The 16,576-nt window shown below is 74.0% G+C and carries 17 protein-coding genes and 1 pseudogene; 8 read left to right on the forward strand and 10 right to left on the reverse strand.

Annotation, left to right across the window (positions count from 1 at the left end; all coding sequences use genetic code 11):
* Window positions 1–85 precede the first annotated feature (85 nt).
* The 5 genes from ABZW30_RS24345 to ABZW30_RS24365 form a co-directional block, all read right to left on the reverse strand.
* Complete coding sequence (locus ABZW30_RS24345) at window positions 86–532, reverse strand: hypothetical protein (protein ID WP_355673292.1); 447 nt, start codon at window positions 530–532, stop codon at window positions 86–88.
* On the reverse strand, window positions 529–1,695 hold the full coding sequence (locus ABZW30_RS24350; RefSeq protein ID WP_355673293.1) for an AAA family ATPase: 1,167 nt from the start codon (window positions 1,693–1,695) through the stop codon (window positions 529–531). The genes ABZW30_RS24345 and ABZW30_RS24350 overlap by 4 nt, the downstream gene beginning before the upstream one ends.
* A gap of 162 nt (window positions 1,696–1,857) precedes the next feature.
* Window positions 1,858–3,312, reverse strand: a complete 1,455-nt coding sequence (locus ABZW30_RS24355; RefSeq protein ID WP_355673294.1) for an MFS transporter — start codon at window positions 3,310–3,312, stop codon at window positions 1,858–1,860.
* The gene (locus ABZW30_RS24360; protein WP_355673307.1) at window positions 3,309–3,722 is read right to left on the reverse strand and encodes a MarR family transcriptional regulator; all 414 of its coding nucleotides are present in this window, start codon (window positions 3,720–3,722) and stop codon (window positions 3,309–3,311) included. The genes ABZW30_RS24355 and ABZW30_RS24360 overlap by 4 nt, the downstream gene beginning before the upstream one ends.
* A gap of 80 nt (window positions 3,723–3,802) precedes the next feature.
* Complete coding sequence (locus tag ABZW30_RS24365) at window positions 3,803–4,027, reverse strand: IPT/TIG domain-containing protein (protein ID WP_355673295.1); 225 nt, start codon at window positions 4,025–4,027, stop codon at window positions 3,803–3,805.
* A gap of 58 nt (window positions 4,028–4,085) precedes the next feature.
* Between ABZW30_RS24365 and ABZW30_RS24370 the strand changes: the two genes are divergently transcribed.
* The 5 genes from ABZW30_RS24370 to ABZW30_RS24390 all read left to right on the forward strand — a co-directional run bounded on the left by ABZW30_RS24370 (window position 4,086) and on the right by ABZW30_RS24390 (window position 8,221).
* Window positions 4,086–5,336 (forward strand): hypothetical protein, encoded by a 1,251-nt coding sequence (locus ABZW30_RS24370; RefSeq protein ID WP_355673296.1) that lies wholly within the window; start codon window positions 4,086–4,088, stop codon window positions 5,334–5,336.
* 89 nt (window positions 5,337–5,425) lie between these two features.
* A complete protein-coding gene (locus ABZW30_RS24375; RefSeq protein ID WP_355673297.1) occupies window positions 5,426–6,301 on the forward strand; it encodes a 2-dehydropantoate 2-reductase in 876 nt (291 codons plus the stop codon).
* Between the two features lie 71 nt (window positions 6,302–6,372).
* A complete protein-coding gene (locus ABZW30_RS24380) occupies window positions 6,373–6,936 on the forward strand; it encodes a DUF6817 domain-containing protein (RefSeq protein ID WP_355673298.1) in 564 nt (187 codons plus the stop codon).
* Window positions 6,937–7,051: 115 nt separating this feature from the next.
* Window positions 7,052–7,450 carry a hypothetical protein gene (locus ABZW30_RS24385; RefSeq protein ID WP_355673299.1) on the forward strand — a complete coding sequence of 133 codons (399 nt, stop codon included), beginning with the start codon at window positions 7,052–7,054 and terminating at the stop codon, window positions 7,448–7,450.
* A gap of 120 nt (window positions 7,451–7,570) precedes the next feature.
* On the forward strand, window positions 7,571–8,221 hold the full coding sequence (locus tag ABZW30_RS24390) for a transcriptional regulator (protein ID WP_355673300.1): 651 nt from the start codon (window positions 7,571–7,573) through the stop codon (window positions 8,219–8,221).
* Window position 8,222: 1 nt separating this feature from the next.
* Here ABZW30_RS24390 and ABZW30_RS24395 read toward each other — a convergent pair whose 3' ends face one another.
* A complete protein-coding gene (locus ABZW30_RS24395; protein ID WP_355673301.1) occupies window positions 8,223–8,726 on the reverse strand; it encodes a hypothetical protein in 504 nt (167 codons plus the stop codon).
* A gap of 291 nt (window positions 8,727–9,017) precedes the next feature.
* On the opposite strand from ABZW30_RS24395, the gene ABZW30_RS24400 reads away from it, so the two are divergent.
* The gene (locus ABZW30_RS24400) at window positions 9,018–10,193 is read left to right on the forward strand and encodes a S1 family peptidase (RefSeq protein WP_355673302.1); all 1,176 of its coding nucleotides are present in this window, start codon (window positions 9,018–9,020) and stop codon (window positions 10,191–10,193) included.
* 16 nt (window positions 10,194–10,209) lie between these two features.
* Here ABZW30_RS24400 and ABZW30_RS24405 read toward each other — a convergent pair whose 3' ends face one another.
* Complete coding sequence (locus ABZW30_RS24405; RefSeq protein ID WP_355673303.1) at window positions 10,210–11,430, reverse strand: ROK family protein; 1,221 nt, start codon at window positions 11,428–11,430, stop codon at window positions 10,210–10,212.
* Window positions 11,431–11,783: 353 nt separating this feature from the next.
* Between ABZW30_RS24405 and ABZW30_RS24410 the strand changes: the two genes are divergently transcribed.
* On the forward strand, window positions 11,784–13,529 hold the full coding sequence (locus ABZW30_RS24410; protein WP_355673304.1) for a GAF domain-containing SpoIIE family protein phosphatase: 1,746 nt from the start codon (window positions 11,784–11,786) through the stop codon (window positions 13,527–13,529).
* 109 nt (window positions 13,530–13,638) lie between these two features.
* Here ABZW30_RS24410 and ABZW30_RS24415 read toward each other — a convergent pair whose 3' ends face one another.
* The 3 genes and pseudogenes from ABZW30_RS24415 to ABZW30_RS24425 all read right to left on the reverse strand — a co-directional run bounded on the left by ABZW30_RS24415 (window position 13,639) and on the right by ABZW30_RS24425 (window position 14,600).
* On the reverse strand, window positions 13,639–13,998 hold the full coding sequence (locus ABZW30_RS24415; RefSeq protein ID WP_355673308.1) for a PLP-dependent transferase: 360 nt from the start codon (window positions 13,996–13,998) through the stop codon (window positions 13,639–13,641).
* A 58-nt stretch (window positions 13,999–14,056) separates the two neighbouring features.
* Window positions 14,057–14,140: pseudogene (locus ABZW30_RS24420) on the reverse strand (hypothetical protein); the annotation flags it as partial.
* A gap of 85 nt (window positions 14,141–14,225) precedes the next feature.
* On the reverse strand, window positions 14,226–14,600 hold the full coding sequence (locus ABZW30_RS24425; RefSeq protein WP_355673305.1) for a hypothetical protein: 375 nt from the start codon (window positions 14,598–14,600) through the stop codon (window positions 14,226–14,228).
* Window positions 14,601–14,979: 379 nt separating this feature from the next.
* Here ABZW30_RS24425 and ABZW30_RS24430 point away from each other — a divergent pair, with 379 nt between their 5' ends.
* Window positions 14,980–16,446 (forward strand): LCP family protein, encoded by a 1,467-nt coding sequence (locus ABZW30_RS24430; protein ID WP_355673306.1) that lies wholly within the window; start codon window positions 14,980–14,982, stop codon window positions 16,444–16,446.
* The last annotated feature ends 130 nt before the right edge of the window (window positions 16,447–16,576 follow it).

Below are 16,576 nucleotides of genomic sequence, written 5' to 3' on the forward strand. Positions count from 1 at the left end.
TCGTGCCGGTGCTGCTCGTCCGAGGACGCGAGAAAGGCGGCCTCCGGCTCGTCATGGCGCTTCTCGCGGTGCTCGGTCCGGTCGATCATGCGCTCGGTCCTCCTTCGGACGCGGTGATGCCGTTCTCCTGAGCCGCGCCGCCCAGGTACGGGTCCAGCCCCGTCGGGTCGCAGCCGGGCGCCGGCGGGTCGGTGACCAGCGCGTGCCCGGGGACCAGCACGCAGAGCTGTTCCTCCGTCGCCCCGAGGGCCGCCCGCCACAGCGCGGCCGACGGCTGGGGGCGGGCCGTGGTCGGTACCAGCACTCCGCCCTCCGAGCCGAGGTAGCGGGCGCCGTCGGCCCACGGCAGGTCCGCCACCTCGCCGAGGACCAGCAGCGCACCCTCGTCGGCCGCCACCGCGAGTCGGCGACCGGACTGAATCCGGGACCGCGCCGCGGCCGCGAGGACGGGGACCGCAGGCCCGAGGGCCAGCACGGCCACGGCCTCCAGCGGGGGTTCGCGGCGCTCCCAGCGGAGCGGAACACGGGTCACGAGGGTGCGACCACCGCGACCAGGCCCGCCCGGATGCCGGCCAGCGGTGCCGGCAGGTCCGCCGGGTCGAAGCCGGCGTCGATCTCGCGCAGTACGGCCTCCAGCCGCAGCCGGGAGTCCGGACCGTCCGGCAGCCCGCCGTGCTCGGCGAGCAGCGCGGCGCCGGTGCGCATCAGCCGTTCGGCGCGGGCGGCGGTGCTGCGGGAGAGCTCCTCGGCGGTGTGCGTCAGGCTGCGGTTGGCGGCCTGGTCGATCAGATCGGCCAGGGTCTCGCGGGCCAGGGTCTGGCTGTCGGCAGTGGGGGCGATCAGCGGGAGCACCCACAGGTCGCGGGCGGAGGCGGCGGTGCGGCCGTCGAGGACGGCGGCGGCCGCGACGAGGTTCTGGGAGCGGACGGCGCGTCGGTCGCTGATCGGCACGCCCGCCGCCCGCAGTCGGCGCAGGGCGGTGGCCAGCAGCGGGGTGACGGCGTCCAGGTCGCAGTCGCGGGCGGCGACCGCCAGCCGGTCGAGCGCGCCGAGCAGGTCTCCGGTGGCGGTGGGGGCGGCCGGGCGGCGGCCGGACTCCAGGAGCTCCTCCAGGCGGGCGTCCGCGACCGGCTCGACGAAGACCCGGGCGAGGAAGCGGTCGGCGAAGGCGGCCAGCGCCGGGTCCTCGGGCAGGTGGTTGGCGGCGCCGACGCAGATCCGCAGCGGGCTGGCGAGGGTGGTGCGGCCGCGTCGGAAGACCCGTTCGTTGAGCAGGCCGAGCAGGGTGTTGAGGACAGCGGTGGAGCCGAGGAAGATCTCGTCCAGGAAGGCGATCTCGGCCTCGGGCAGCATTCCGGTGGTCTCGAACTCGACCCGCCCCTCCCGGAGTCGGCGCAGGTCGACGGGGCCGAACAGTTCGTTGGGCTCGGTGAAGCGGCCGAGCAGGTACTCGAAGTACCGGCCGCCGAGCTGCGCCGCGACCCGCCGGACCGCCTCCGACTTGGCCGTACCCGGGGCGCCGACCACCAGCAGGTGCTCACCGGCGACCGCGCACAACGCCACCACCTCGGCCACGGTCTCGCGCCCGACCATGCCCCTTCCGGCAGCGGCCACGGCGGCGGCTATCAGCTCGGCGTCGGAGGGCGGGGCGGCGGCGGGGCCGGGCGGCGGGGCGGTGGTGATGGTCTCGGTCACGAGCACGGGAGTCTACGGCGGCCCGGGCGGCGCCTACCAGCGGGTTTCCGCTGGCAGGCCTCCAGGGCCTCGCCGCGTCGGCCGGAGCGGTGCAGGGCGATCGTGTACCGGCCGTCCGGGCCCTCATGGGTGCGGTAGCGGTCGACCGGGAATCACTCTCCGTCAGTTCGGTTTCACGGCAGCGGTTCCCACCCGGCCGAGCGAGCGGTCGGGGAGGATGACGACGAAGAGCAGGGCCGCACCGCCGAGCATGAACGGCGCGAGGTGGTGCAGCCCGGCCGTGGTGGCGCCGTCCGGGAAGAAGGCGGCGTTCGCCGCCGAGGCCGCCATCGCGCCGAGGTACATGAAGGTGCGCAGCAGCCCGGCCGCGGAGGCGATGGCGGCCGGGTCGGCCTGGTGGTACAGGGCGCTCTGGTTGCCGAGTCCGATCAGCCCCTGCGGGATGCCGGCCAGTACGCCGACGGCGATCAGCAGTGCGACTCCACTGGTCGAACCCAGCAGCAACAGGGCGGCGCAGGCGGCCATTTGGAAGACCGATCCGACCACCAGCTTGCCACGCACGGCCGCACTGCGGCCGGTGACGGCGGCGGACGCGAGGCCGGTGAGCGAGAGCGGCAGCAGGACCAGCCCGGCGGAGGCCGCGCTCAGGCCGCGGCCCTCCTCCAGCCACTGGGTGTAGCCGTAGAGGAAGGCGTAGGTGCCGGTGCTGCCGAGGACCTGGCGCAGATAGGTGGCGATCAGCGGACGGTTGCGGGCGAGCGCCCGCAGGTCGATGAAGGGGTTGCGGGTCCGCGTCTCACGCGCCGCGAAGCCGACGGCGGCCAGGACGGTGAGCACCGGCAGGTACCAGAGCGCGGTGCGGGGCTTCATCACGAACAGCATCAGCGTCAGCAGGAGGATCGCGAACAACGCGATCCCGGCGTGGTCGAGCCGGTCCTCCCGGCCACGGCGCGGCGCCGTGGCGGGCAGGCGGGCGGCGCCGAGCGCCAGACAGATCAGCGACAGCGGGACGTTGACGGCGAAGACCGTCCGCCAGCCGCCGAGCCCGATCAGCAGACCCCCGAGGGTGGGACCGATCACCGCGACGGTCTGACCGGCGACGGCGAGCACGGTCAGCACACTGGCGGGGCTGCTCCGCCCGGTCCGCTCGGCCTCGCTGCGGGTGAGGTGTATCGCGGCGGGGTAGGCGGCGGAGGTGCCGAGACCGAGCAGCACCCGGGCGACGACCAGCACCCCGAGCGAGGGTGCCAGCGCACCGAGCACTCCGGCCAGACCGACCAGGGCCGTTCCGGCCAGGTAGAGCCGGCGCGGTCCGTAGTCGTCCACCAGCCGCCCGATCACCGGTTGACCGACGGCGGTGGCGAGGTAGAGCGCGGTGACCAGCCAGGCGGTCTCGGCGGGCGGCGCACCGAAGGCGGCGCCGACCGGGACCAGGGCCACCGCGATCATCGAGGAGTTGATCGGGTTGAGCACCGAACCGAGCACCATCGGCGCGAGCAGCCGACGGTTGAACTCGCCGCCCGGGGTGGGCTGTTCATCGTGACGCTCGGGCAGCTGACCACCCGGCGACCGACGGCGGCCCCGGAGCCGGGCGAGCAGGGTCGACGGGCCGGTCATCGCCGGTTCAACCGATCGATCAGCGGCAGCGCCTCCAGCACGGCGGCCCGCTCGGCCTCGGTGAACTCCTCCTGGAGGGCCCGGGCCAGCCACTCCTCACGCGCCCGACGGCTGTCCGCGATCCACGCCAGGCCCGCCTCGGTCAGGCTGACCAGCTGGCGGCGTCCGTCCTCGGGGTCGGGCCGCCGCCCGACCAGCCCGTGCTCCTCCAGTGCGGCCAGGGTGGCGGCCATGGACTGCGGACGGACCCGCTCGGCGGCGGCCAGCGCGCTGGGCGAGGCCGGGCCCTCGCCGATCAGTCTGCTGAGCACGGCGGTCTGGGAGGGGGTGAGATCGCTGGCGCCCTGGATCTTCTCCAGGAGGGTACGGCGCAGCCGGCTGAAGACGGCACGCAGCTCCCGGGCGGCCACGGCCGCGGAGTCCGCGGGGCCGACGGGATGCGTGGGGTCGGCGGGGGTTTCGAGGGCGGCTGGAGAGGTTCGCTTCTCGGTCACGGTTCCACGGTAATTTCATCAGTCTGGACTGTCCAGTCTCGCTGTATATTTTTCGTGGAGACGAACGCGACCGAATCGGATGCCCTGTCCTTGAAGTGCACGGTGGCGCCATCGGCGAAGCCCGATCCGCCGATGGTGACCGGGGTACCGACCTTTCCGCCGGTCGGGCCGACCGCACCGACCTCCACAGGTGCGGGTCCGCCATAGGCGAACTGCCCCATCGCGTCCGGCCTCGGTAAACGGGCTCCCCTCGACCCGCCCAGGAGGGATCATGATCAGGTGACCATCGACCTGCTGCCCGGCCACGGCGTCCGTCTGCCGGCCCCACTGCCCGAACTGCGCTTCGGCGTCACCGAGGCGCAGGTGCGCGCGCTGCTGGCCCCGCACGGCGGGCTGCTGCCGGACGGGGTGCGCCCCACCTTCGTCTGCGGCTCCCTCTGGGCGCTGGGCTTCGAGCTGCCCGGAGTGGCGGTCACACTCTCCTCGGGCGACGGTGACGGCCTACAGGGCGTCACGGTGGGCCGGAACCCGAACGACGACCGGCCCGTCTGCCCGGTCGGGTACCACGGGATCGATCTGTTCGGCTGGCCCGCCCACGAGTTGGTGGAGGCGCTGCGCGCCGAGGGCCTGCCCGTGCCCGATCCGAGTGACGGCGGCAGTCTGCGGTACGACACCCTTCACCTGTCCCGGCACGTCCGACACCGCCCGCCCCTGGCGCCCGGCCGGAAGCCGCGCCGCCAGCCGCCCTTCCACTTCGACCACGCCTCCCTCCACAGCACCGCCCCCCGGGGCCACCGCGTAACGACGTACCCGACCGGCACCGCCACCGGTCCGCACGACGCCGCCTTCCTCCCCCGTCTGGAACTCTCCCCGCGCCGGGCCGGGCAGCCGATCACGGCCCCGGTCCCCAAGCTCGGCGGCCGGCCCTACTGGCTGGCCGAACCCGCCTGGCCGCTCTCCCCCACCACCGGTGAACCGCTGGTGTTCATCGGCCAGTTCCCCGTCCCGGGCGAGGAGCCGCGGCTCGCCTACCTCTTCCTCGCCGCGGACGACGCCCCCATCGGCGGCCGCGATCCGGAGGCGGGCGACGGCCTGCTGCTCATCCAGCCTGGCGGGCGGATCCCTCCCTTCGCCGTCATCGGCCCTCCCGGCACGCGGGGACGTACGCTCTGGCGGCGCGAGCCCGGCGGTGAGCGGACCCCGGTCGAGTTCCACCTCGACCTGGTGCCGCTGTCGGCCGACCTGAACCGGTCGATGGACGGACGGGCCGCCTTCCAGCGGTACCTGCGCGGCGAGGGCCCCGAGGCCCCGTTCCCGGACGGCCCGCACGTCCACGACCACCTCGGCGGTATCCCCTCCTTCCCGAGCGGCCGGGCCGAGGTCGGCCCGGACTGGCGGTACCTCTTCTCCCTCTCGGACGCCTGTGAGGAGGACGATCCGTTCTTCCTCGACTTCGACTACGGCGACGGCTTCGGCTTCCTCAGCCCGGACGGCCTGGAGGGCCGCTTCTTCTGGGACGTCGCGGTGTAGCCGCACCCAATCCATAGCCGCACCCAATCCATAGCCGCACCCGATCCACCTGTTGTCCAAGGCCTCCACAGACAGCCGAAGGAGTCACCATGTCCACCACCACCCCCCTCACCGTCGCCGTACTCGGCCCCGGCGGCGTCGGCGGCCTGATCGGCGGCCTGCTGGCACGCGACGGCCACCGGGTCGTCTGCCTGGCCGGCGAGGAGACCGCCGCCGTCCTCAACCGGGACGGCCTGCACGTCGACAGCGCCCAGTTCGGCGAGTTCACCACCCGGGTGGAGGCCGCCACCGAGCTGCACGAACCGGTCGACGCCGTCTTCGTGACCGTCAAGGCGACGGCGTTGACCGCCGCACTCGACCGGATCCCGCCGCACGTCCTCGGCGGGGCGATCGTCGTCCCGCTGCTCAACGGCCTCGACCACATGGCGCTGCTGCGCGAGCGCTACCCCGCCGCCCGGGTCACGGCCGGGACGATCCGGGTCGAGGCCACCCGTACCGCGCCCGGCCGGATCGAGCACACCAGCCCGTTCGCCACCATCGAACTGGCGGCCTCGGTCGAGGAGTTCGCCGAGCAGCTGCGGCACACCGGGCTGGACGTCACCCTGCGCGAGGACGAGACGGCGATGCTCTGGAGCAAGCTGTCCTTCCTCGCCCCGTTCGCCCTGCTGACCACCCGGCACGCCGACGGGATCGGTGTCGTCCGCAGCGAGCACCGGGCCGAACTCCTCGCCGTGCTGGACGAGATCACCGCCATCACCAAGGCGGTGGGCGCCCCGGCCGACCCGCAGACCCTGCTCGCTTCCTTCGACCGCATCCCCGGGACGATGAGGTCCTCGATGCAGCGCGACGTCGAGGCGGGCCGCCCGACCGAGCTCGACGCGATCGGCGGTGCCGTGCTGCGGGCCGCCGAGGCGCAGGGCGTCGACACCCCGACCATCGCCCGGCTGGTGCGCGAGCTGGCCTGACGAACACTTCCGGCAGACCCCGCGATTCCGGTTGCGGGGCGGCTGACTCCACGAGTAGAACTCCTGAGGTGATGTCAGCCGACCACCGCAGCGCTCCCGCGTGGAGCCACATCGAGGACTTCCTGTGTGCCCACGAGGCCGACCGGATCCCGCATCCGGGCGGCACCCTGCTGGAACATCTGGCCCGGGTGGCGGCACTGTTGGCGGAGTGGGGCACCGACTCCGCCGTCCAGGCCGCCGGGCTCTGCCACGCCGCGTACGGGACCGACGGGTTCGACGGCGCCCTGCTCGGGCTGGACGAGCGGGACACCCTGGTCGAGCTCGTCGGCCACCGCGCCGAGGCGCTGGTCTACCTGTACGCCAGCTGCGGCCGCGCCGCCGTCTACCCCCGCCTGGGCCGGGACGAACAACCGCTGTTCCACGACCGGTTCACCGGGGACGACCACACCCCGCCCGAGGAGGACCTGCGCGCCTTCCTGGCCATCACGGTCGCCAACGAGCTCGACGTACTCACCCACAACTCCGAACTGGCCGAGCGCCACGGGCCGAGCCTGTACGAATTCTTCGCCCGCGTCCGGGACTTGCTGCCCGCCGCCGCCTGGCAGGCCTGTCTGGACCGGATCGGCCCGCAATGAGATGTGACGAAGCGTCATCACTTCTCATCGGTCCAGGATTTGCCGACCGTTCACTCGCCGCACCGGAACCGCCGCACCGCGGCCGGGCGTTCTTGAGGACGGGAGGGATAAAGACATGACAAAGAAGCCGTACCGCCTGGCCGTCGCCGCAGTCGCGCTACTCGTGGCGGCCCCCTTGTTCACCGCGTGCAAGAACGCCGACCAGGCACTCGACTGCGGAAAGCGGGCGATCAGCCTCACCGGCGATGTCCAGGACCTCACCGACTCGGCACTCAACGTCGGCCAGATCACCGACGACAGCCGGCGCAAGCACACCGTCGAGGCCCTGAAGAAGATCGCCGACGACGCCAAGGCGATCCGCCACGACGGCGGCGGCAAGGTCGACGCCGCCGCCGACAAGCTGTCCAAGGCCGCCGGCGACGCCGCGGACGCCGTCTCCAAGGGCAGGCAGCCCGACTTCGGGCCGATCGGCGACGCCGCCGGCGATCTGACCAAGGCCTGCGCCGGGGCCTGACCACCACTGCGATCAGGCCGGGAGCGCCGGGCATCCGACGCTCCCGGCCTGTCGCCGCCGCCCGGAAGCCGCCAAGCGATAGGAATGGGCACCGGACCGAACCGCACCCCGGAGGCACCGGTGAACAATCCGATCCTCGACCAGATCCAGCGACTGCGCGCCGATCTGGCCCCCGGCGACACCACCCCGGCGCTGGTCGCGACGCTCACCGAGGGCACCGCCCCGCTCACCACGGTGGGCGAACTCACCGCCCAGCAGCACCGGATCATCACCTCGGACCGGCGCAGTCTGCTGCTGCTCGCCACCCGCTGCGCCGACCGGCCGCTCGGCGCCTGGTTCGCCACCCTGGCCGAGGGCGAGAGCGCCGCACTGCGCACCCTGCCGGCCCTGGCCGCCGCCTGCGGCCTCGACGAACGGGCGATGGCGGCCCGTCCGCCGCTTCCCGGCTGCCAGGCCTACCCCGCCTACCTCGCCTGGCTCGCCCTGAACAGCCGGCCCGCCGCCGCGGCCGCCGCCATGGTGGCCAACTTCGCGGCCTGGGGCGGCTACTGCGCCACCGTCGCCCACGCCCTGCGCCACCGCTACGGCCTCTCCGACGGCGCCTGCGCGTTCTTCGACTTCTTCGCCCAGCCCGCGACCGAGCTGGAGCAGCGGGCCGCCGACGCCCTCGGGCCCGACCCGCTGGACGAACGAACCCTGGCCACCGCCCGGGAGTACGGTCTGCTGCTCCAGGCCTACGAGCACCTGTTCTGGGACACCCTGAGCGGCTGACTCACGCCTGCCAGTGCGGCTTTCCGCTGACCATACGGCAGTAGATCACCCGCCCGCCGGCGTCGTGGGTGCTCTTGCCCAGGTCGTCGTTCCGGCAGAACTGCCCGGCCGCATAGCAGTTGCCCGCGCTGGAGCGGATCTCGCACGGCCCCCCGCCCACTGCCACGGTGTGCTCCGGGTCGGTCGGCGGCTGCGCGGTGGTGACCTTCGGCTGCGGCGCCTTGGGCGGAGTCGACTGGGGATGGGTGGGCGGGGCCGCGGGCGGCGCGACGGTCGAGGGCGGCGCCGGGTCGGTCGCGGCCGGGGTGGCGGCGGCCGGCGGCGCCGGGGCCGTCGGCGTGGCCGCGCTCGGGCCGGCCGCGACGGTCGGCGAGGACGAGGCCTTGGCCCCGTCGTCGGCCGACGACGGGCCGCAACCGGTCAGCGTCAGACCGATGGTGAGGACGAGTCCGGCGAAACCGGCCAGACCGGCCGCCCGGCGGCGGCCGGGTATCCGTGAAGGCATGGGAGGAGAACGCTCCGTTCCGTTTGGATGAGGCGTGCGATTCAAGCAGACCCCGCACACGCCGCACGCACGGTTTCCCCACTCGTTGGCAGATCGAGATCTTCCGACTACCGGGCGCAATCACCCCTGGACTGCCGTCACCCTCCGTCGCGACACGACCGCGGAGCCCCTAAGCATCCGCACGCGCGCAGGGGTATAGCGCCGTAGCGCGGGGCGTTATGACATGTTCCGGCCACCGGGCGCGGATCGCTACGGTTCCGGCAACCCCCACACCGAACGAGGAGATCCCCCATGCTCCGATTCCGTGCGCTCGCGGTCGCCGCCGCCTTTGCGACCGTCGCACTCACCGCGGCCCCCGCCGTCAGCGCCACCGCTGACGACCCGTCCATAGCCGCGGCCCTGGCCGCCGCCCCCACCCGGACGGCCGCCGCCTCGCCCGCCCTGCTGCACGCCATGCAGCGCGACCTCGGCCTCGCCCCGCAGGCCGCCGCCGACCGGCTCGCCCGCGAGAGCCGGGCCGCCGAGGTCCAGGGCGCGCTCACCCGGGCGCTCGGCGACCGCTGGGCCGGCGCCTGGGTGGACGGTCCGCAGGCCGAGCTGGTGGTCGCCACCACGGACGCCTCCGCCGCCCGGACCATCACCGCCCACGGCGGCCGGGCCACCGTCGTCCGGCACGCGCTCACGGCTCTGAACCGGACCAAGGACGCGCTCGACCGCGCCTCCGACGCCGCCGCACCCGAGGCCACCCCTGTCTGGTACGTGGACGTCCGGGCCAACACCGTCGTGGTGCGATCCGCCGACGACGCCCGCACCGAGACCTTCCTGAACCACTCAGGCGTGGACCGTGCGCTGGTCCGGGTCGAGCGGGCCACCGCCGCGCCCAAGCCGCTCGCCGACCTGCGCGGCGGGGACGCCTACTACATCGACAACGCGGCCCGCTGCTCAATCGGCTTCCCGGTCACCCAGGGCGGCCGGCCCGGCTTCGTCAGCGCCGGCCACTGCGGCCAGCCCGGCTCCAACGCCACGGCCTCCGACGGCAGTTCGATCGGTGCCTTCCAGGGATCGACCTTCCCCGGCAACGACTACTCATGGGTCGCGGCCGACCCGGGCTGGACCGCCCAGCCGCAGGTCAGCGACTACGCGGGCGGCACGGTGACGGTGGCCGGCTCCTCGGAGCAGCCGATCGGCGGCTCGGTCTGCCGCTCCGGCTCCACCACCGGCTGGCACTGCGGCACCGTCGAGGAGCAGAACGCCACCGTCAACTACCAGGAGGGCAGCGTCTACGGCCTCACCCGCACCGACGTCTGCGCCGAACCGGGCGACTCCGGCGGGTCGTTCATCTCCGGCGACCAGGCCCAGGGCGTGACCTCCGGCGGCTCCGGCGACTGCACCTCGGGCGGTGAGACCTACTTCCAGCCGGTCAACCCGATCCTCAGCACCTACGGCCTGACCCTGGCCACCGGCTGATCCCACCGACCGGTCGTCAGCGCAGCCCCGCCGTCAGGCGTTCGAACACCTCGGGGCGGGCGGCCTCCAGCGCCGTGGAGACCGAGCCGAGGAGCACCGCCTCCTCCCCCAGGAGGCTCGGTGCGAGCGTCGGACGCATCGGGGCGAGGCGGTGCAGGGCCTGCTCCAGCGGTTCCAGGAGCAGGTCCGCACTGCCGCCGATGCCGCCACCGAGCACCACCAGGTCCGGGTCCAGGACCGCGGACAGCACGGCGACGGCGTAGGCGAGCCGTTCCGCCTCCCGCTCCACCACCCGGACCGCAGCGTCCTCGCCGGCCCGGGCCCGTTCGAAGACCTGCTTGGCGGTCAGCTGCCTCCCGCCCGGCCCGGTCAGCCCGAGGTCCCGGGCGGCGCGCACCACGGCGTCGGCCACGGCCTCCTGCTCGATGGTCGCGGCCGGCTCGCCCGGGCGGGCGGGCAGCGGCACCAGGCCGATCTCGCCCAGCGCGCCGTGCGCGCCGAGCAGCAGTTCGCCGTCCTTGACCACGCCGGCCCCGAGCCCGGTGCCGACCAGCAGGTAGGCGAACATCCGGCTGCCGCGCCCCGCGCCGAGGGTGTACTCGCCGAGTGCGGCGAGGTTGGCGTCGTTGGCCACCGTGACGGCCGTGCCCAGGCCCTCCCCGATCCGGTCGAACAGCCCCGGCCGGCCCCAGCCGGGCAGGCTGGTGGCGTAGCGGACACCGCGCCGTCCCTCGTCCCACACGCCCGGGGTGCCGATCACCGCGTGCACGATGTCCGCGGCAGTCAGGCCCGCCTCGGCGGTCGCGTCGCGCGCGGCGGCCACCACGGCGTCCGCGACGGCATTGGCGCTCCGGCCGCGGTTGGCGACGTCCCGGCAGGCGACGACGGTACCGGCGAGGTCCGCGACCGCGACCCGCAGCCGGGCCCGGCCGATGTCCACCCCGAGCACATGACCGGCCGTCGGGTCGACCTCGTACAGCACGGCGGTACGGCCCCGCTCGGGGGCCAGCCTCCCTGCCTCGCGGACCAGCCCGGCCTGCTCCAGCTCGGCCAGGGCGGCGGAGACGGTGGGCTTGGACAGGCCGGTGTCCCGGGCCAGTTGGGCACGTGAGGAGCCGCCGCCGGTGCGCAGCAGCTCCAGCAGCAGCCACTCGTTGTTGCTACGCAGCCGTTGCCGGTTCCACGGCACCCCGGGGGCCCCGGCCGCCGGACGACTGGTCGGCTGGTGGGGGCTCATCGGCACCTCTGGTCTGCTGCTACGGCGTCGGTCGGGCGGGCCCGGCACGGCCCGCGGCGTCCGGTGCCGAGCGCCGCCGCCCAAGTATGACCGGTGATCACCCGGCGCCGCGGGGCCAGTGACTCCATGAAGCCCTCGACGGCGAACCCGGCCGCGCAGTACGCCTCGTACGGGCTTCTCCTCCTGGCTTCCGGGCGGTGTCCCGGATCCGATGCGACTATGTGCATGTGTACGCACTCAAGAAGTGTGTGTGCGTGCACGCAACTAGCTCGCTCTCGGCGACGGCGTCTCCGGCCGGTCAAGGTTTCACCCTGTTGTGGGCGTGCCGCGCCCCGGCGCGTGATCATGGGCCTATGCACTCCCGGCACGGCAAGCGAGCAGAGGGCTCCCCACCCGCGGCACCGGACACCCGGTCCCTGGCGGCGACCACGGCGTCCCTCGCGGCGAGCCTCGGCCCGGTCACCGGCGGCGACCACCGCGACGACGACCCGGACCTGCTCCGCGAGGTGCTCGCCGCCGCCCCGGTCGCCGTCGCCCTGCTCGACGAACGGCTGCGCTGGCAGTACCTCAACCCCGCCTTCACCGCCGTCACCGGACTGCGCCGCGCCGACCTGCTCGGCCGCACCGCCGAGACCACCGCCTTCGCCGGGGCCGCCGCCGCCCTGCACCGACTGCTCGCCGACGGCCACGACCGCGAGCAGGTCACCGGCGGCCCCGAGGGCGCCGGCTCCCCCGTCCCGCCCGGCCTGCGGGTGCGCTACCGACCGCTGCGGCACGCCGGGCGGACCACCGGTGTGATCGTCGTCGTGCTGGACGACCCCGACCCGGCCCGTGAGCAGCTGCGCCAACTCGAACAGGCCCGCGCCCGGCTCGCCCTGCTCGACGCCGCCACCGAACGGATCGGCAGCACCCTGGACGTCGACACCACCTGCGCCGAACTCGCCGCCTTCGCCGTGCCCGGCCTCGCCGACCTCGCCGTCGTCGACGTGCTGCCGCCCGAGGCCGAACCCTCCCGCCCCGGCCGCGGCGGCGGCCAGCGGCTGCACCGCGCCGCCGTACGGGCCGTACCCGCACTGGACGAAGCCGTCGCCGAACTGGCCCGCCCCGGCGAGTCCGTCCGCCACCGCCAAGGCTCGGCCGCCGCCCGCAGCCTGGCGTGCGGGGTGACCGTACTCGCCGAGCCAGCCCCCGAGGACGCCTGCCCGGCCGGTGCAGCCTCGCTCCTCGTGCTACCGCTCGCCGCCCGGGGCCGCGTCGTCGGGCTGCTCACCCTCGGCCGGACCACCGCCACCCCCGCTTTCACCCCCGACGAGGCCGCCCTACTCGGCGACCTCGCCGCGCGCGCCGCCACCGGCATCGACAACGCCCGCCGCTACACCCGTTCCCAGGGCATCGCCCTGGAACTGCAGCGGGCCCTGCTCAGCGAACCCGGCAACCCGCACCAGAACCTCTCCCTCGCCTCCCGCTACCTGCCCTCCGGCAGCGCCACGGTGGTCGGCGGCGACTGGTACGAGACGGTCCGGCTGCCCTTCGGCCGCACCCTGCTCGCCATGGGCGACGTGATGGGGCACGGCGTCGAGGCCGCCGTCGACATGAGCCACTACCGCGCGGCACTGCGCGACATCGCCGGCATGGACCTGCCCCCGCACCGCATCCTGCGCCAGCTCGACAACGTCATCTCCGCCAACGACTCCGCCCGGCCGGCGACCTGCCTGCTGGTACTCGCCGACCCGGGCCGCAGCCGCTGGACCCTCTCCAGCGCGGGCCACCTGCCGCCGGCCCTGGTCACCCCGGACCGCCCCACCGAACTTCTGCGCGTCCCCACCGGACCGCCGCTCGGCACCGGCCTCGGCGGTTACGAGCAGGCCACCCACCCGCTCACCCCCGGGCAGACCCTGCTCCTCTACACCGACGGCCTGGTCGAGCGCCGCGGCGAGGACATCGACGTCTCGCTGGAACGCCTCGCCGCCCTCCGGCTCCCCGCCACCGGCGAACTCGACGACCTCCTCGACGCCGTCCTCCACTCCCTCGCCCCGCCCCCGGCCCCCGCCGCCGAGGACGACATCGCCCTGCTCGCGGCCCGGCCCAAGGTTCGCTGAGGACCTCAGCCGGCCGCCAGGACCTCCACTGCGCGCGCCCCGAGGTGCTCGAGGACCGGATGGCGGGGGTCGGCGCCGCCGCCCGCACCCACCGCCGTCGCGGCGGCCCTCACAGCTTCGCGAGCGCCCCCTCCACGTCCGCCCACAGGTCCTCCGGGTGCTCGATGCCCACCGAGACCCGCACCGTCCCCGGGCCGATGCCCGCCGCCGCCAACTCGGCGTCCGAGAGCTGCCGGTGGGAGGCGCTGGCCGGGTGCAGCACCAGGGTGTGGACGCCGCCGAGCGAGGGGGCCAGCGAGGCCAGGCCGACGGACTCGGTGAAGGTGCGGGCCGCCTCGCGGCCGCCGGACAGGTCGAAGGCGACGACGCCGCCGTGGCCGTCCGGCAGGAGGCGGCGGGCGCGGTCGTGGTCGGGGTGGGTGGGCAGGCCCGGATAGTGGACGGCGGAGACCGCCGGGTGGGCGGCCAGGCGGGTGGGCGGCCAGGCGGGTGGCCAGGTCCAGGGCGGTGTCGCAGTGGCGGCGGACCCGCAGGGCGAGGGTCTGCAGGCCCCGCAGGGTCGGCCAGGCGGCGAACGGGTCCGCGCTGGCGCCCGGCCCGGACAGGGCCAATCACGGCCGAGTGGCCCGGTCCGGGCGCCGAAGGGGGCACCTGGACCGGGCCACTCGGGCTCGACCGGTCAGCGGCTGCCGCAGGTCAGCGACTGCGGCGGAAGATCCGCTTCACGAGGTGGATGATGCCCCAGATCACCAGGATGATGAACAGAATGATCAGGATGATCACGACCAGCAGGAACTTGCCGAGCTTGGCGAAGAAGCCCGACTTCTTCTTCTCCTGCTTGGCCGCGAGGTGCGCGGCGAAGGCGGGCGCGGCCGCCTCGGAACGGACGCCCTGGGCGGCGTTCGCGGCAACCGGTCCCCCCGCGACGGCCGCGGTGCCCGGGGCGGCGGCGGCCGCGACGGTCCGGGGTGCGGCCACCGCCGTCGCGCTCGATGCCGCGGCGCTCAGGCCCACGGCAGCCAGCAGTGCCACCAGGGCGCCGGCTATCGAACGTGCGATCCGGTGAGTCATCGTGCTCCTCGTACAGGTCCGGAGCAGCGCGGATGAGTCACAGTCGACCGGTTCCCCTGGCCTGACCAGTGATTTTCTCATCTACGCTTAGTATGCTCCTCTGAAGTTCTACAGCGGTGTAAAAGTTTAGCGACGGGCCTGCCCGGATCGGCTCCGACCCCGGGCCACGCGAATCCACCGCTTCAACGGGGGTTCCGTGGCAACTGTGGAGGATGACGCCGTGTCGGGTCGCAGGGGTTCCCCCGAAGCCGAGAATTCACCGCACCGCCCCGGCGGGCGACGGGCCGCAGGTCGGAAAACCGCCACAGACAAGGACATATCGGACGACCGTCCGACGAGCCGGGCCAAACCCAAGCGCAAACGCAGCACCAAGCAGAAGGTGCTCTGGGTCACAGCCGGCTGCACCTCCCTCCTCCTCATCGGCGGCGGCGCCCTCTACTACCGCCTGAACAGCAACATCACCACCTTCGACCGCGACGCCCTCAGCAAGGACCGCCCAGAGGCCGCCGCCCCGGACGCCCAGGGCCGCACCCCGGTGAACGTCCTGATGATCGGCTCCGACAGTCGCGGCAACGGCAACAGCGACCTGGGCGGCGGCGGGGACGAGGGCGCCCGCTCGGACACCGCGATCCTGCTGCATGTCTACGCCGACCACAAGCACGCCGTCGGCATCTCGATCCCCCGCGACTCCCTGGTCAACATCCCGCCGTGCAAGCTCCCCAACGGCAAGTGGACCAAGGAACAGACCAATGTGATGTTCAACAGCGCCTTCGCGGTGGGCAACACCGAGCAGGGCAACCCGGCCTGCACCCAGAACGCCGTCGAGAAGCTCACCAACCTGCGGGTCGACCACACCATCGTGGTGGACTTCAACGGCTTCGCCACCATGACCAAGGCGGTCGGCGGCGTCGACGTCTGCCTGCCGAACGACATCCACGAGGGAGACCTCAACCCCAACCTCGGCCACAAGGGCAAGCTGATCTTCGCCAAGGGCAAGCAGAAGGTGGAGGGACAGTCCGCACTGGACTTCGTCCGGGTCCGCCACGGCATCGGCGACGGCTCCGACATCGGCCGCACCAAGCGCCAGCAGGCCTTCCTCTCCTCCCTCATCAAGCAGGTCAAGTCGCAGGGCATGGACCCGACCACCCTGCTGCCGCTGGCCGACGCGGCGACCAAGTCGCTGACCGTCGACCCCGACCTCGGCTCGGCCGCCAAGCTGATGTCCTTCGCCATGTCGATCAAGGACGTGGACCTGCACGACATCAAGTTCATCACCGCCCCGTGGCGGTACGAGGGCCCGCGCGTCGCCCTGGTCCACCCCGACGTGGACGAGCTCTGGGCCGCCCTCAAGGCCGACCGCACCATCGACGGCCAGGACGCCAGCGCCCAGCACCCGGACGCCCCCGACACCGCCGCCCCCAGCACCCCGCCCGCCGCGGCGACCCCGACCCCCAGCGCGAACGCCAAGAACGCCGAGACCAAGGTCGCCGTGCTCAACAGCACCGGCGAGTCCGGCGTCGGCGGCAAGGCGGCCGAGACCGTCAAGGGCGCCGGCTACACCGTGAGCACCGTCGGCAACGCGCCCGGCAAGCCCCGCAGCACCACCGTGGTCGAGTACGGCACCGGCGAGCGCACCGCCGCCGAGGCGGTGGCCAAGCTCTTCCCGGGCGCGACCGTCCAGCCCGGCGGCAAGGGCCTGAGCGTGGTGGTCGGCCACGACTTCGCCGCCGCCAACCCGGCCCCCGCCGCCTCGGCGCCCGGTGCCCCGGCCCCGCTGCCCTCCAGCGTCAGCGGCACCGCCCGCTCGGCGGACGACGACCCCTGCGCCAACATCTCCTACGGCTGAGCCGCGACCGCGGAACGGACGACAGCGGGGCGCCCGCGGACCGAGGTCCGCGGTCTCCGGAGGCGACCAGCGCAGCCAGCTGCGGGTCGTCGGCCGCCTTGCCGCCGGCCCGGCGGGTGGCGCCGAAGGC

Source organism: Kitasatospora sp. NPDC004669, assembly GCF_040609455.1.
In the GTDB taxonomy this organism is placed as follows: Bacteria; Actinomycetota; Actinomycetes; order Streptomycetales; family Streptomycetaceae; genus Kitasatospora.